The sequence below is a fragment of the Ruegeria sp. AD6 genome, from assembly GCF_056542325.1.
The window spans coordinates 945,197-960,710 of the sequence record NZ_JBQFZQ010000001.1 but is presented as its reverse complement, the minus strand read 5'-3'; the positions used below and the strand labels follow the sequence as shown (position 1 = coordinate 960,710).

The 15,514-nt window shown below is 60.2% G+C and carries 14 protein-coding genes and 3 tRNA genes; 10 read left to right on the top strand and 7 right to left on the bottom strand.

The window, feature by feature from the left end; all coding sequences use genetic code 11:
• Positions 1-126: 126 nt before the first annotated feature.
• From zwf to ACR0KJ_RS04620, 4 genes are all read left to right on the top strand, one after another.
• Positions 127-1,581 (top strand): glucose-6-phosphate dehydrogenase, encoded by a 1,455-nt coding sequence (gene zwf, locus ACR0KJ_RS04635; protein WP_170450323.1) that lies wholly within the window; start codon positions 127-129, stop codon positions 1,579-1,581.
• A complete protein-coding gene (pgl, locus tag ACR0KJ_RS04630) occupies positions 1,578-2,249 on the top strand; it encodes a 6-phosphogluconolactonase (protein ID WP_170450325.1) in 672 nt (223 codons plus the stop codon). Before zwf ends, pgl begins: the two co-directional genes overlap by 4 nt.
• 5 nt (positions 2,250-2,254) lie before the next feature.
• A complete protein-coding gene (gene pgi, locus ACR0KJ_RS04625) occupies positions 2,255-3,859 on the top strand; it encodes a glucose-6-phosphate isomerase (protein WP_480626057.1) in 1,605 nt (534 codons plus the stop codon).
• 178 nt (positions 3,860-4,037) lie between these two features.
• The gene (locus ACR0KJ_RS04620; protein WP_480626056.1) at positions 4,038-5,657 is read left to right on the top strand and encodes a long-chain-fatty-acid--CoA ligase; all 1,620 of its coding nucleotides are present in this window, start codon (positions 4,038-4,040) and stop codon (positions 5,655-5,657) included.
• A gap of 21 nt (positions 5,658-5,678) precedes the next feature.
• On the opposite strand, the gene ACR0KJ_RS04615 is transcribed toward ACR0KJ_RS04620, so the two are convergent.
• From ACR0KJ_RS04615 to ACR0KJ_RS04605, 3 genes are all read right to left on the bottom strand, one after another.
• Positions 5,679-5,753 (bottom strand) — tRNA-Asn (locus ACR0KJ_RS04615).
• 134 nt (positions 5,754-5,887) lie between these two features.
• Positions 5,888-5,962, bottom strand: a tRNA-Asn gene (locus tag ACR0KJ_RS04610).
• 75 nt (positions 5,963-6,037) lie between these two features.
• Entirely contained in the window at positions 6,038-6,952 is a 915-nt protein-coding gene (locus ACR0KJ_RS04605; protein WP_170450331.1) for an MBL fold metallo-hydrolase, read from the bottom strand.
• A 44-nt stretch (positions 6,953-6,996) separates the two neighbouring features.
• Between ACR0KJ_RS04605 and ACR0KJ_RS04600 the strand changes: the two genes are divergently transcribed.
• A complete protein-coding gene (locus ACR0KJ_RS04600) occupies positions 6,997-8,316 on the top strand; it encodes an ATP-binding protein (protein ID WP_480626055.1) in 1,320 nt (439 codons plus the stop codon).
• Between the two features lie 92 nt (positions 8,317-8,408).
• Here ACR0KJ_RS04600 and ACR0KJ_RS04595 read toward each other — a convergent pair.
• A tRNA-Ile gene (locus tag ACR0KJ_RS04595) sits at positions 8,409-8,485 on the bottom strand.
• Positions 8,486-8,591: 106 nt separating this feature from the next.
• Between ACR0KJ_RS04595 and purM the strand changes: the two genes are divergently transcribed.
• From purM to rnd, 3 genes are all read left to right on the top strand, one after another.
• Positions 8,592-9,638 (top strand): phosphoribosylformylglycinamidine cyclo-ligase, encoded by a 1,047-nt coding sequence (gene purM / locus ACR0KJ_RS04590; protein ID WP_170450335.1) that lies wholly within the window; start codon positions 8,592-8,594, stop codon positions 9,636-9,638.
• Positions 9,635-10,231 (top strand): phosphoribosylglycinamide formyltransferase, encoded by a 597-nt coding sequence (gene purN / locus ACR0KJ_RS04585; RefSeq protein ID WP_170450337.1) that lies wholly within the window; start codon positions 9,635-9,637, stop codon positions 10,229-10,231. The genes purM and purN overlap by 4 nt, the downstream gene beginning before the upstream one ends.
• A 114-nt stretch (positions 10,232-10,345) precedes the next feature.
• Positions 10,346-11,503: a ribonuclease D gene (gene rnd / locus ACR0KJ_RS04580; protein WP_170450339.1), complete on the top strand. Its 1,158-nt coding sequence runs from the start codon at positions 10,346-10,348 to the stop codon at positions 11,501-11,503.
• A 6-nt stretch (positions 11,504-11,509) separates the two neighbouring features.
• Here the strand turns inward: rnd and ACR0KJ_RS04575 are convergent, their stop codons facing one another.
• Positions 11,510-12,037: a hypothetical protein gene (locus ACR0KJ_RS04575; protein WP_170518849.1), complete on the bottom strand. Its 528-nt coding sequence runs from the start codon at positions 12,035-12,037 to the stop codon at positions 11,510-11,512.
• Between the two features lie 140 nt (positions 12,038-12,177).
• On the opposite strand from ACR0KJ_RS04575, the gene ACR0KJ_RS04570 reads away from it, so the two are divergent.
• The gene (locus ACR0KJ_RS04570) at positions 12,178-12,588 is read left to right on the top strand and encodes a SufE family protein (protein ID WP_480626054.1); all 411 of its coding nucleotides are present in this window, start codon (positions 12,178-12,180) and stop codon (positions 12,586-12,588) included.
• 2 nt (positions 12,589-12,590) lie between these two features.
• On the opposite strand, the gene ACR0KJ_RS04565 is transcribed toward ACR0KJ_RS04570, so the two are convergent.
• Positions 12,591-13,250, bottom strand: a complete 660-nt coding sequence (locus ACR0KJ_RS04565; protein WP_480581007.1) for a DUF1638 domain-containing protein — start codon at positions 13,248-13,250, stop codon at positions 12,591-12,593.
• Between the two features lie 180 nt (positions 13,251-13,430).
• Positions 13,431-14,129 carry a cobalamin B12-binding domain-containing protein gene (locus ACR0KJ_RS04560; RefSeq protein ID WP_170450348.1) on the bottom strand — a complete coding sequence of 233 codons (699 nt, stop codon included), beginning with the start codon at positions 14,127-14,129 and terminating at the stop codon, positions 13,431-13,433.
• A 289-nt stretch (positions 14,130-14,418) separates the two neighbouring features.
• Between ACR0KJ_RS04560 and ACR0KJ_RS04555 the strand changes: the two genes are divergently transcribed.
• On the top strand, positions 14,419-15,486 hold the full coding sequence (locus tag ACR0KJ_RS04555) for a PA0069 family radical SAM protein (RefSeq protein WP_480626053.1): 1,068 nt from the start codon (positions 14,419-14,421) through the stop codon (positions 15,484-15,486).
• Positions 15,487-15,514: the final 28 nt, after the last annotated feature.

The following is a 15,514-nucleotide window of genomic DNA, read 5'->3' as shown; positions in this document are numbered from 1 at the left end:
TGTCCTGTTGGTAAGGGCTTGGGGCTGTTCTGACAGAGTTTTGATGAATGAGAAGAAATCTCAAAAGACCTCGATGTGATTGCGCTAACATTGGACATGCCGACAGGGGCAGGGTAAGGACGGGCCATGGTTTCTCGCGTCATACCTGTTGACCCATTTGATCTGGTCATTTTCGGCGGCACCGGCGATCTGGCGCAGCGCAAGATTCTGCCTGCTTTGTTTCGCAGGTTTTGCGCCGGGCAATGGCCCGGTGATGCCAGAATCATCGGCGCAGCCCGCAGCGACCTGACCCCGGATGGGTTTCGCGAAATGGTGGCCGGTTCGCTAAGGCTGAACGCGCCCAGACGGGCGGCAGATTCGGATGCATTGCGCGGATTTTTGCAGCGCGTCGATTATGTTGCGCTGGATGCGATGTCGGCGGACGGGTGGGGCGATCTGTCGACCAGACTGACGGATGATCGTGTTCGGGCCTTTTATTTCTCGGTCGGGCCGCGCCTGTTTGGTCCGTTAGCGGAACAGATCAGATCGCATGGCTTGGTCACGGCGCAGACCCGGATTGTGGTCGAAAAACCCTTTGGTCATGATCTGGAAAGCGCGCGAACGCTCAACGCCACGTTGGCGGCGCATTTTGACGAGGGGCAGATTTACCGGATCGATCACTATCTGGGTAAAGAGACGGTCCAGAACCTGATGGCCGTGCGCTTTGGCAACATGCTGTTCGAGCCGTTGTGGAACAGCCAGTATGTCGATCACATCCAGATCACCGTCGCGGAAACTGTCGGCGTGGATGGGCGCGAGGAGTATTATGAGCGCGCCGGTGCCATGCGGGATATGGTGCAGAACCACCTGATGCAGCTGCTCTGCCTGATCGCGATGGAGCCGCCAGCCAAGTTTGATCCCGACGCCGTGCGGGATGAAAAGCTGAAAGTGATCCGCGCGCTTGATCCGGTCGAACCGCATCACATCGTCCGGGGTCAGTTCGCGGCCGGTCCGGACGGGCCGGGCTATCGTGAGGTCGTGGGCCACCCACGCTCGACCACTGAAAGCTATGTGGCCCTGAAAGCTCATGTCAGCAACTGGCGGTGGGCGGGAACGCCGTTTTATCTGCGTACCGGCAAGCGGCTGGTCGCGCGGTCCTCGGTCATCAATGTGCAGTTCAAGGACGCGCCGCATTCGATCTTTGGTGAGGCTGCGGGGCGGCACGCGAATGCGCTGTCCATCCGGCTGCAGCCGAACGAAGGCATCACGCTGAAGGTGACGATCAAGGAACCGGGACCGGGTGGAATGCGTCTGATCGACGTGCCCTTGGACATGAGTTTCGCCGAAGCGCTGGGGCCCGAAAATCAGGATCCGCCCGATGCATACGAGCGATTGGTGATGGACGTGATCCGGGGCAATCAGACCCTGTTCATGCGCGGCGACGAGGTCGAGGCCGCATGGGCCTGGACCGACCCGATCATCGCCGGTTGGCAGGCGCGCGGCGATGTGCCCAAACCTTATGACAGCGGCAGCACAGGCCCCGGCGACGCCGAGCTGCTGATGAAACGAGACGGTCGCCTCTGGCAAGGAATAAAGCCATGAAAATTCAGGACTATGCCGACCGCGATATGCTGGCTATAGACGTCGCGAACGCCTTGGCCGGAGAGCTTGAGGCGGCGCTGCTGCACAATGAAACGGTTGCACTGGCAGTGCCCGGTGGCACCACGCCGGGTCCGGTGTTCGACGTGCTTTGTGCCGCCGATCTGGCATGGGATCGCGTGCGCGTCATGGCCACCGATGAGCGTTGCGTGCCCGCTGATAGCGACCGTTCGAACGAGCGTCTGATCCGCGAGCGGCTGCTGACCAACCGCGCCTCGGTCGCGCAGTACATCCCGCTTTATGTTCCGGGGGCCGAGCCAGAGGCTGCTCTGCCGGAAATCGAGTCCCTGATCGCGCCGGTTCTGCCGCTTTCGGTTTTGGTTCTGGGTATGGGCGAAGACATGCACACGGCCTCGCTGTTTCCGGGAATGGAGGGGCTGGCCGCTGCGCTGGACAGCCACGCGCCAACGCTTGCCGTGGCCCGGACCGAGGTTCAGCCGGAACCGCGCATCACGCTAACCGCGCCGGTTCTGGACGGGGCACTGTCCAAACACCTAATTATCTTTGGCGCGGCCAAACGCGATGCGCTGGAACGCGCCATGTCTTTGCCCCCCGAGGATGCGCCGATCGCCGCTGTTCTGAGTGGCATGACCGTACATTGGGCGGAGTGACTGTTATGAAACTGGATCACCTGAAATCGCTGGCAGGCAAGGCTGGGCGTATTCTGGATTTGTTCGACGCTGACCCGAACCGGGCGCAGGGCTTTTCCGCCTCAACCGGTGACATGGTGTTTGACTATTCAAAAACCCTGATCGACGCGGAGGTGCGCGCAGGGCTGATCCGCCTGTGTGACGAAGCCGACCTGGCCGCGCGGCGCGAGGCGATGTTCTCGGGTCAAAAGATCAATGAAACCGAAGGGCGCGCGGTGCTGCATACGGCGCTGCGCAATCTGGATGGGGGGGCGGTGCAGGTCGATGGGCAGGACGTCATGCCTGACGTGCTGGATACTCTGCACCGGATGCGGGTCTTTGCCGAAGAGGTGCGCGGTGGTGCGATCTCGGGCGTGGGGGGCAGTTTTACGGATGTGGTGAATATCGGCATCGGCGGCTCGGACCTTGGCCCGGTGATGGCGACCCATGCGCTGTCGCCGTATCACGACGGCCCGCGCGTTCACTATGTCTCGAACGTAGACGGGGCGCATATTGCGGATACGCTGCGACAGCTGGACCCGATGCGAACGCTGATCATCGTCGCCTCAAAGACCTTCACGACGATCGAGACCATGACCAACGCCCGCACCGCACGGGCGTGGATGAGCGACGGCGGCGGTGACCCGACCAAGCAATTCGCAGCGGTCTCCAGCGCGTTGGACAAGACACAGGAATTTGGCATCCCGGCAGAACGAGTCTTTGGCTTTGCCGATTGGGTCGGTGGGCGCTACTCGGTCTGGGGACCGGTGGGTCTGCCGGTGATGATCGCCGTGGGGTCGAACGCGTTTGATGCGTTTCTGCGGGGCGGGCAGGCGATGGACCTGCATTTCCGCTCGGCCGAATGGGGTGAGAACATGCCGGTCCTGCTGGCAATTGTCGGCATCTGGCACCGTCAGGTGTTGGGCCATGCCAGCCGCGCGGTTCTGCCCTATGACCAGCGTTTGCTGCGCCTTCCCGCCTATTTCCAACAGCTTGAGATGGAATCGAATGGCAAATCGGTAGCGATGGATGGATCGGACCTGACCGTTCCCTCTGGCCCGGTTGTCTGGGGCGAACCCGGCACAAACGGCCAGCACGCCTTTTATCAACTGATCCACCAGGGCACCGACGTCATCCCTTGCGAGTTCATGGTCGCCGCCGAAGGGCACGAGCCGGAACTGGCCCATCATCACCGCCTGTTGCTGGCAAATTGTCTGGCCCAGTCCGAGGCGCTGATGCGTGGCCGGTCACTGGACGAGGCCCGCGCCCGGATGGCCGAAAAAGGCTTTGAAGGCGCCGAACAGGACCGTCAGGCCCGCCACCGCGTGTTCCCCGGAAACCGCCCCTCGACCACGCTGATCTATCCCAAGCTGACTCCGTTTGTGCTGGGCCAGATCATTGCCCTTTATGAACATCGTGTGTTTGTCGAAGGCGTGCTGCTGGGCATCAATTCGTTCGATCAATGGGGCGTGGAATTGGGCAAGGAACTCGCCACCTCGCTGGGTCCCATCGTGGACGGTGATGAAAGCGCGGCGGGTAAGGATGGATCGACCGCGGCATTGGTCGCATATGCTCTACGGCACCGCGATTAGCGCCATTTAATGCAGTTTGCCCTGCGGGCGGGTTGCATTTTTTAATTGTCAGACAATTAAATGCTTGGCAGGGTTCCCCCTGAGGATAAGTCTGAATTGACGCGCGGGGCCACACCCCCAGGTGTCGAGGACAAGGCGATGGCCGCACATGGCCGCGCCGAAAATGGGGAGGATGTCCATGCTGGGACAGATGATGACGCAGCCTTTGCTGATCTCGTCGCTGATTGATCACGCCGAACGTTATCACGGGCAGACCGAGATCTACTCGGTCGAAACCGATGGCACCGTGACGCACACGAACTGGGCCGAGGTCGCCGGCAATGCGCGCAAACTGGCATCCGCGCTGACCAAGTTGGGATTAGAACCTCAGGACAGGATCGGCACGTTGGCCTGGAACAACCGGCGACATCTTGAGATCTACTACGGCACTTCGGGTGCGGGATATGTGTGCCACACGGTCAATCCGCGTCTGTTCCCCGAGCAACTGACCTATATCATCAACCACGCGCAGGACCGGGTTCTGTTCTTCGACGCGACCTTTATCCCTCTGGTCGCAGCCCTGAAATCCGCACTGACCGAGGTTCGGCACTTTGTCCTGATGGGTCCTCGCAGTGACGAGGCGCTGTCCCAGATCGATGGGTTGGCGTTCTATGATGAACTGATCGAGACTGGTGATGCGGATTACGCCTGGCCCAGTTTCGACGAAAACACGGCGTCGAGCCTGTGTTATACCTCGGGCACCACCGGAAACCCCAAGGGTGTTCTGTATTCTCATCGCTCGACGGTGCTGCACAGTTTTGGGTCAAATACCCGCGATTGCATTGGGTTTTCGGCCCGCGATGTGGTGATGCCGGTTGTGCCGATGTTCCATGTGAATGCCTGGGGCTCGCCCTATGCCTGCGCGATGTCGGGGTCCAGAATGGCGTTGCCCGGCCCGGATTTGCATGGCGAGGCGCTGGTTAACCTCATCGACACCTACGGCGTGACGCTGGCCATGGGGGTTCCCACGATCTGGCAGGGATTGCTGGCCCATGCGGCGCAATCGGGCAGCCAGCTGACCAGTCTGCAACGCACCGTGATTGGCGGCGCTGCGTGCCCGCCATCGATGATCGACACGTTCCGCGACACCTATGGCGTTGACACGATCCACGCCTGGGGGATGAGCGAGATGAGCCCGCTGGGCACAACCAATACGCCGCTTGCCAAGCATCTGGACCTGCCCATCGAAGAACAGCGCAAACTGCGCGAGAATCAGGGCCGTCCGCCGTTCGGGGTGGAACTGAAAATCGTTGATGACGATGGCAATGATCTGCCCCATGACGGCGAAACCCAAGGCGATCTGATGGTGCGCGGCCACTGGGTTCTGGACAGCTATTTCCAGATGCAGGATCAGAAGTTGTTGCAGGATGGCTGGTTCGCCACCGGCGACGTGGCGACACTGGACCCGGACGGCTACATGACGATTCGGGACCGGTCAAAGGACATCATCAAGTCCGGTGGCGAATGGATCAGTTCGGTGGAACTGGAAAACATCGCCGTTGCCCATCCAAAGCTCGCCACCGCTGCCGTTGTGGGTGTACCGCACCCGAAATGGGACGAACGCCCCTTGTTGGTGGCTGTGAAAGCCGAAGGGCAGGACCCAAGCGAACAGGAACTGCTGGCCTTCTTCGAAGGTAAAATCGCCAAATGGCAAATCCCGGACAAGGTTGTTTTCGTTGATGCTTTGCCACTGAATGCAACCGGCAAAGTGCTGAAACGCAACCTGCGCGCGGATTACAAGGACGCCCTGGCGGGATGATCTTGCGCGTGTGAGGGTGAATGGCTCCGGCGGTAGGGATCGAACCTACGACCAATTGATTAACAGTCAACTGCTCTACCGCTGAGCTACGCCGGAACGGTCCGCGCCGTATAACAACCAGATTTCGCGTCGTCCAGAGGGTACAGGCAAGTTTTTTTGACAGGGCAACTCTGGCCGCAATTCATTGGTGATTGCGCCCAATAGAAGCATGATTTTGAGGGGGAAGATTTTGGCTCCGGCGGTAGGGATCGAACCTACGACCAATTGATTAACAGTCAACTGCTCTACCGCTGAGCTACGCCGGAACTGAGGGCGCGTATAACAACCCGGATTTTCCTCGTCCAGTGGGGAAGCGTGCGTTTCGTAAAATTTTTTCGGGCTCAATCCTGCCGGGCAAAAACGGCGTCTGCGGACAAGGCGCCGCTATGGGTTGCCTTGGATTTTCCAACCAGATCAACCAGATGGGCAAACACATTGCGTTCCGCTGCGGGCAGAAGGGATTTGGGAGTTTCTGTGTAAATACGCTCGGCCAAGTCTCGGGCCGTGCCGGGGCGGTCTTCCAGCGCCGACAGGATTTGCGCCTCGCGTCCAAGGCGGTGCTGAATCAGCCACTCCAACCGCCCGGACGGGTCGGTGATGGGCGCTCCGTGCCCGGCGTGGAAGACCGCCCATTCGCGTTCCTGAAGCCGGTAACAGGCGGTCATGAAATCGGTCAGGTCTCCGTCAGGTGGTGACACCAGCGAACTGGCCCAGCCCATCACGTGATCTGCGGTGAAACAGGTCTGGCCCCAGGCCAATGCGATGTGGTTGCCCAGATGTCCCGGCGTGTGGATCACCTCAAGCTGCCAATCCTCTCCCTCAATCACCTCTCCATCGGCGACTTCGATGTCCGGGCGAAACTGCGTATCGATGCCTTCACCGCCTCCGGCCAGACCGTTTTGGGCCAGTTGGGACATGACCGCGCTGCGCCCGGCCTCGGGCCCCCCAAAGGCGTAGATCTGCGCTCCGGTGCGTGCAGCCAGTGGTGCCGCCAGCGGTGAGTGATCCAGATGGCTGTGCGTCACAAAGATATGACTGATCTTCTGGCCCGGTTCCAAAGCCTCCAGAATCGCATTTAGATGCGCGTCCGACAAAGGGCCGGGATCAATGATTGCGATATCCCGCTGCCCCAGCAGATAGGTATTGGTGCCCCGATAGGTCATGGGCGAAGGGTTGGGGGCCAGAATGCGCCGCACCCCCGGTTGCAACTGCGTGGCAATCCCGGCGGGCGGGTTGAAATCGTCTGGGGCCTGCATTCTGTCCTCTTCCTCTTACCCGGGCAGCCCGCTAGGTTTAGCGCATGTCTTCGCAATGGCTCAAACCCTATCTGCCACACAGTCTTTACGCCCGGGCGGCGTTGATTCTGGTTGTGCCGGTGATCGTCCTGTTGCTGGTGGTCGGGAATGCGTTCCTGCAACGGCATCTTGAGGACGTGACCGCGCAAATGGTCCGTACCGCCGCGCGCGAAGTTGATCTGATCACAAGCGCGATGAGTGATGTCGAGACACAGCAACAGGCCATCGCTGCCGTGCGTCCAGATCTGGTTGCGCTTGAAATCAGCGCGCGATTCCTTGGCATCAATGAAGAGCCGAATATCGGAACGCGGCGTTGGTATGATTTCATTGCGCCGCAGGTCGAGGCCAATCTGCACGCCCTTTTGCCGGATCTGGATGCCGTGGCGCTGCCCAACGGCCCGGACGCCCGGCTATATCTGGATACGCATCTGGGGACGCTCGAACTTGTGTTCGACCGCAGGCGGCTGGCCCCGACGGCACCGCACCAGTTGATCGTGACCATGCTGTTCTTTGCGATTGTCATGACGTCGATCTCATTTCTTTACATGCGCAACCAGTTGCGGCCGATTACGCGGCTGGCTGATGCAGCACAGGCGTTCGGACGCGGGCGCGTTGTACCTTACAACCCGGGCGGGGCGATTGAAGTACGTGCAGCCGGAAACGCTTTTCTGGACATGCGCGCCCGCATTGAACGCCAGATGGAGCAGCGGACGCTTATGCTGTCCGGCGTCAGCCACGACCTGCGGACCCCCTTGACCCGCCTGAAGCTTGGCTTGTCGATGCTGCCCGAGGATGAGGCCGCGCCGCTGCAGCAAGACGTCACCGAGATGCAGTCTTTGCTGGATGCTTTTCTGGATTTTTCCCGCGGCGCTGCCGAAGGTTCTCCGGAAGAGGTCGAGCCCAAGGCGCTTGTGCGCCAGATCGTCGAGGATGCCAAACGGGCCGGTTATCAGGCTGAACTGGTTGACGTTGACGGGCAGGGCACCGTCATGCTGCGCCCCATGGCCATTCGACGCGCGGTCGAAAACCTGATCGGGAACGCCGTCCGCTATGGCAATCGCGCTGACATAAGCCTGTCGGTCACGCCAAAAACCCTGCGCATCCGGGTCGAAGATGACGGCCCGGGCATCCCTTCGGAGATGCGGACCGAAGCGGTCAAGCCTTTCACCCGCCTTGATCCTGCGCGCAACCAGAACCAAGGCAGCGGCGTCGGCCTTGGCCTTGCCATCGTCGCCGACGTCGCCCGCGCGCATGGCGGAGTGCTAAGGTTGGGCAAAAGCGAGCGACTGGGCGGATTGTGCGCCGATATTATCATTGGGCGGTAGATGCGGCAGACATTTGGGCAACGCCGTGTCGGATCAATTCGAATGCGGAACGAGGAATCTAAGACCTGATTCCGTAAGAAAACCCGGTTTTCTGGTAGGCCCGGCAGGACTTGAACCCGCAACCAAAGCGTTATGAGCGCTCTGCTCTAACCAATTGAGCTACAGGCCCGCCTGAGGCTTTGAGTACCACGGTGAACGCCCGCGTCAAGCCTGACCGTTGCATAGATGCGCACAATCGACTAACCCGCCCGCAAAGCATTCGTAAGGGACCTACCATGACAGCGGGCAAGAACGGAATCACCTATGCCGATGCAGGCGTTGACATTGATGCAGGCAACGCTCTGGTCGACCGGATCAAGCCCGCCGCCAAGCGGACCAACCGCCCCGGCGTGATGAGCGGGCTGGGCGGGTTCGGAGCCCTGTTTGACCTCAAGGCGGCCGGGTATGAAGACCCCATACTGGTCGGGGCGACCGATGGTGTCGGCACCAAGCTGCGGATCGCGATCGATACCGGCGTCGTGGATGGCGTGGGCATTGATCTGGTGGCCATGTGTGTCAACGATCTGATCTGTCAGGGCGCTGAGCCCTTGTTCTTCCTCGATTATTTCGCCACCGGCAAGCTGGACACCGATACCGCTGCGCGGATCATTGAGGGCATTGCCGAAGGATGCGCCCAATCGGGCTGTGCCCTGATCGGTGGTGAGACGGCGGAGATGCCGGGTATGTACCCCGATGGCGATTTTGATCTGGCCGGCTTCTCGGTCGGCGCGATGGAGCGCGGGGCGGACCTGCCGGATGGGGTGCAGGCGGGCGATGTGCTGCTGGGGCTGGCCTCGAACGGGGTGCATTCCAACGGTTATTCTCTGGTGCGCAAGCTGGTTGAGATTTCGGGGTTGGGCTGGGACGCTGACTCGCCCTTTGGCGGCGGCTCGTTGGGTGAGGCGCTGCTGACGCCGACGCGGCTGTATGTAAAGCCCGCGCTGGCGGCGATCCGGGCAGGGGGCGTGCATGCGCTGGCGCATATCACCGGTGGTGGCCTGACCGAGAACCTGCCGCGTGTTCTGCCCGAAGGACTGGGCGCGCAGATCGATTTGGATGCGTGGGAGTTGCCGCCGGTCTTTGGCTGGATGGCTGAAACTGGCGGGATTGCCGAGGCCGAGATGCTGAAGACCTTCAACTGTGGTATCGGCATGATCGTTGTCTGTGACGCCGATCAGGCAGATGCGCTGTCGGCGCTGCTGACCGACGCAGGCGAGACTGTCTCGCGCATCGGCACGGTCACAGACACTGCGGGTGTGGCCTATTCAGGCAAGCTGCTGTGAGCCACAAGCGCGTCGCCATCCTGATTTCCGGGGGCGGGTCGAACATGGTGTCGCTGGTCGACAGCATGGCCGGCGATCACCCCGCGCGGCCCTGTCTGGTTCTGTCGAATGACGCGCAGGCAGGCGGTCTGGTCAAGGCCCGGGATCGCGGGATCGCGACCGCAGCCGTCGATCATCGCCCGTTCAAAGGCGACCGCGCCGCGTTTGAGGCTGAGCTGCTGAAACCGCTGGAAGAGGCACAGCCGGATATCGTCTGTCTGGCCGGGTTCATGCGGGTTCTGACCGGCGATTTCGTCTCGCGCTTTCAGGGCCGGATGCTGAACATCCACCCGTCTCTGTTGCCCAAGTACAAGGGCCTTCATACCCATGCACGGGCCATTGAGGCGGGTGACTCAGAACATGGCTGCACCGTGCACGAGGTGACGGCGGCGCTGGATGATGGTCCGATTTTGGGTCAGGCGCGGGTAAAGATTTCGCCCGAGGATACGCCCGAGGATCTGGCCGCAAAGGTTCTGGTGTGGGAGCATCAACTCTACCCGGCGGTGCTGCGCCGTTACGCAGAAGGCAACAGGTCCGTTCTTATGCTGCCCTGATCGCCCTTGGGTGATTTACACGCGCGTAAAAATCGTCTTATGGTCGCCTGTATCGCTCGGGACGCGGAAAAACGGGCAGTCACACAAAGAACAAGAGCAAGAATAGTACGGCGCATGAAAACCCTGACGACGACGCAAGAGCTGGCCGAATTCTGCTCGGCTGCTGCCGGATACCCCTATGTCACGGTAGACACCGAGTTTCTGCGCGAGCGGACCTATTATTCGAAACTGTGCCTGGTGCAGCTGGCCGTCCCGTCCGAGGATGAGGACAGCGCCGTTCTGGTCGACCCGCTGGCGGATGGCCTGTCGCTGGAGCCTCTGCTCGAGTTGTTCAAAAACGAAGATGTGGTCAAGGTGTTCCACGCGGCCCGGCAGGATCTTGAGATCTTCTGGGTCGAGGCCAATGTATTCCCGACCCCTCTGTTCGACACCCAGGTCGCCGCGATGGTCTGCGGTTTTGGTGAGCAGGTCGGCTATGAGACACTGGTGCGCAAGATTTGCAAGCAGGGCGTGGACAAGACATCCCGGTTCACCGACTGGTCCAAGCGCCCGTTGACGGATGCGCAAAAGACCTACGCCCTGGCCGATGTAACCCATCTGCGCCGGATTTACGAACATCTTGCGGCCGAGCTTCAAAAGACCAAGCGCAGCCATTGGGTATCCGAGGAATTGCGCACGCTGACGCAGCCGGGAACCTATGACATCCGACCCGAGGATGCGTGGAAACGGGTGAAAACCCGCACCAACTCGGCCAAGTTCCTCGCCGTCGTGCGGGAACTGGCACAATTCCGTGAAGCGTACGCGCAGGAAAACAACGTACCACGCAACCGGGTGTTCAAGGATGATGCGCTGATCGAGCTTGCCTCGACCAAACCCAAAAACCCGTCGGAACTGGGCGGATCGCGCCTGTTGCTGCGCGAGGCGCGTAAGGGTGCGATTGCCGATGGTATTCTGACTGCCGTGAAGCGTGGCGTGAACTGCCCGCCGGACCAGATGCCCAAGGTCGATACCTCGCGCGACAAGCTGAAGGTCAACCCGGCGCTGGCGGATTTGCTGCGCGTGCTGCTGAAATCGAAAACCGAAAGTTCGGGCGTGGCCGCCAAGCTGATCGCGACCAGTTCCGAACTGGATCAGATCGCAGCGGGCGAGCGCGAATTGCCTGCCATGTCAGGCTGGCGGTTCGAAGTGTTCGGCGAGGATGCTTTGAAGCTGTGCGAGGGCAAGATTGCACTGGCCGCCAAAGGTCAGGCCGTCAAGGTCGTTTCACTGTAAACGCCCTTAACGCCGCCGCGATTCCAGAGCGTTTTGCTGTCCGACCACCCGGACCACGCGGATGCCCTCTAGGTCTTGCTTGGTGACATTGATCGCGTCGGACACCATGCGCGTCCTCTCAGACCCTTGAGCGGTCTGATAGGTCGGGTAGTTCACGCGAAACACAAATTCCAAAACGCCGTTCTTCCGGTTTTCTTCTGATTCCACAGGTACAAGCCGCGCCTCATATGCGCCCTGACGGATTGCAGTACCCGAGGCGTATACGATTGCGCCTGACGGTATGGCATCGATCCGCAATTCATCGATCTTGGCGATAGGAACGCTGGTATCGACCTCTTCAGGGCGCGCAAACAGACCGCGACCGCCGCGTTGTTCGGGAATCAACGCATCGGCGTCATTTGCCGGAGCTGTCTCGACCGGGGCCGGGGTGCTGGAGCCAAACCAGTTCGACGGGTTCACCCGCGACTCGCGCCAACTGTTACAGGCGGTCAGGGTCAGTGCGGCGACGACAAGGATAGACAATGATTTCTGCATGGACCCACGGTTCTTTGGCTGTATTTCAGTCAATGGGTTAGCGCAATTTCCGCCCCTTGAAAAGCCACGGCAGGGGCTGGACAGCCGTGCATCGCCGCCTTAGGTCACAATTGTGAATGCAACGGAAGGACCGCCGCACAATGGCAACGCCCGCCTTTGAAGACATCGTCGAGGATTTTGAGTTTCTGGAGGATTGGGAAGACCGGTACCGCCATGTGATCGAGCGGGGCAAGGCGATGGACCCGCTTGACGATGCACTCAAGGTTCCGGCGACCAAGGTGAACGGCTGCGCCAGTCAGGTGTGGCTGCACCCAATGATCGAAAACGGCGTGTTCCGGTTTGACGGCGATAGCGACGCGTTGATCGTGCGCGGGCTGATTGCAGTTCTTCGGTCGCTGTATAACGGTTTGCCCGTGGCCGAGGTTCCCAAGGTGGACGCAGGCGGTGAATTGGCGCGGCTTGGGCTGAACGACCACCTGTCAGCGCAGCGTTCAAACGGCTTGCGTGCCATGATCGAACGTATCCGCGACGTCGCGCAAGAGAACGCCTGACCCTAACCCGGTCGCTTGGCCCAGTCTTTCAGCGTGACCTCAAGATCGCCGTATCCGGTGAGGCGGCGTTCAAATTCCAGACCCATCTTGTCGGCACAGGCGCGGGCGCGTTCGGTCAGGGCAGGGTCATCGGTCTGGGCCTGATAGACGAGCTTTGTGTAATTGCCGAAATACATGTCCCGCAGTTCCGGGTGACGGTCCAACCCTAGTGGCTTCCATACAAAGGCATCGAACTGCCGGGCCAGAAAATCCGTCAGATAGAAAGCCGTCGTTTCATCGTCGCCGTGGTCGGCGAAGGTCTGATTGCCTTCGAAAAACGAATAGCAATGGGGGCCTTTGACCATCTCAACCCCCAGACGCTCGCAGGCTTGTTGCAGCAGTCCACCGGTGCCGCAATCGGCGTAGACCACAAAGATCTGGTCGTAATGATCGCGGTGTTTGGCCACGGCGTCCTCGACCGCCTGCGTGATCCGTTCAGGATGAATGTGCAGAATCGCCGGCAGACAGGTGAGCGCCATGTGATCCCAGCCATTGCGTTTTTTCAGATCCAGGATCTCGCGCGCCAAGGCTCCGCAGGCGATCAACAGGATGCTTCCGGACGTATCGGTGGAGTATCCCTGATTGGTCAGGCTTGTATCGTCGGGCAGGGTGTCGTTCGGCATGGCTGTGCTTTCTGCGGCGCTGTGTTCAGAAAAGGACGAATGACGGATTAGGGCAAGCCTTGCACCGACATCCTGTGTCAGGTCGCCGACGCCTTGGTTCCTGACCGCTTCGCTTATGACAATCCAACAAAAAAGCCGCCCCCGGTGAGGGCGGCCTTTCAATCAGGTATGTCTGACGGGTCAGCCAGCCAGTTGGTTGTGCTTGCGCGACACGAACTCTTTCGCTGTCTCCACCGCAACGGCGGCGTCCCGGCAATAGGCGTCAGCACCGATGGCCTTGCCGAATTCCTCGTTCAAAGGTGCGCCGCCGACCAGAACGATGTAGTCGTCGCGCACGCCTTGCTCGACCATCGTGTCAATCACGACCTTCATGTAAGGCATGGTGGTGGTCAGCAGGGCGGACATGCCCAGAATGTCGGGCTGTTCGTTTTCCAGCGCTTCCAGGTAGTTCTCGACCGGGTTGTTGATGCCCAGATCGACAACCTCGAAACCCGCGCCTTCCATCATCATCGAGACAAGGTTCTTGCCGATGTCGTGGATGTCGCCCTTCACGGTTCCGATCACCATCTTGCCTACGCGCGGGGCGCCGGTTTGCGCCAGCAGAGGCTTGAGGATAGCCATGCCGCCTTTCATGGCGTTGGCGGCCAGCAGAACCTCGGGCACGAACAGGATACCGTCGCGGAAGTCATGGCCGACGATGGTCATGCCACCGACCAGTGCTTTGGTCAGAACGTCATAAGGCATCCATCCGCGTTCCAGCAGGATGTTCACACCTTCTTCGATTTCTTCCTTCAGGCCATCGTAAAGGTCGTCGAACATCTGTTCGACAAGTTCGTCGTCGTTCAGTTCGGACAGGATGATGTCTTCTTCATCAGACATGGGGCGATTCCCTGAGCTGTTTGGACCACAGGTCCATGGTGGCATTTGTTCCGTTTTGGCTAAAACGTCGCAGTTTGACTGTGACGATTACGACCTCAGTGGTTTCGGGACCGACCTATAGGATAGAAATTCGCAACCTGCGACTGAATTCTTCGCAAGATCATTCTGCATATGGTTCAGGTCGTTAGGCGAAATCCCCTGGATTCTGTTTTTTGGCCGGAAGGCCACGTGGCACTTGCCGTAGCGGCGGTCTTTGGTTACTTTGCAAATAGGAACAAAAAGTGAACAAATGACCGATCATTTCACCATCCGGGGGCGGGGAACCGCATCAAACGACGCTGGTCGGTTTGAGCGCTATGCCACTGTCGCAACCGATGATGGCTGGTCGGCAGACGAAGACCTGCCCCCCCTGCGTACCGAGGTTCGGGATGAGGTCGCGCGGAGTGTGATCACCTATAACCGCTCTCCGGATTTGCCCTTTGATCGATCGATTAACCCGTATCGCGGGTGCGAACATGGTTGCGTGTACTGTTTCGCCAGACCCAGCCACGCATATTTGGGTCTGTCCGCAGGACTGGACTTTGAAACGCGTTTGGTTGCCCGTCCGAACGCTGCGGATGTTCTGCGTAAAGAACTGTCGTCGCGGTCCTACCGCGTGGCGACCATCGCTTTGGGGACCAACACGGACCCCTACCAGCCCATAGAGAAAACCCGTTTGATAACAAGGGAATGCTTGCAGGTATTGCAGGACTTCAACCACCCGGTTGCCATTGTCACCAAGGGCGCGCTGATCGAGCGGGATCTGGATATTCTGGCCCCAATGGCCGAGTTGGGACTGGCGCGGGTCGGCATATCGCTGACCACGCTGGATGCGGATTTGTCGCGTCGGATGGAACCTCGGGCCCCGTCACCAAACCGACGGTTGCAGATGATCCGCAGATTGACCCAAGCCGGCGTGCCGGTGCGCGTGATGACATCTCCGCTGGTTCCGGGGCTGACCGATCACGAATTGGAACAGTTGCTGGAGGCAGGCCGGGACGCCGGTGCAGATACCGCAAGCTGGATCATGCTGCGCCTACCCAGAGAGGTCTCGGGACTATGGCAAGAATGGCTGGCCCAGCATGAACCCGCGCGCGCGGGTAAGGTGATGTCCCGCCTGCGCGATATGCACGGGGGGCGGGATTACGATCCCCGTTGGGGTCACAGAATGCGGGGCGAGGGGGAGTATGCGCAGGTCATTGCGCAGCGTTTTACGAAAACCTGCAAGCGCCTTGGGCTGGCAATCAAATCCGACGCTCTGCGCTGCGATCTGTTCTCGATCCCGCCGCAGGCCGGGGACCAACTAAGCCTGTTTTGAGATGGACCGGGCATAGTCATTTCTGGGC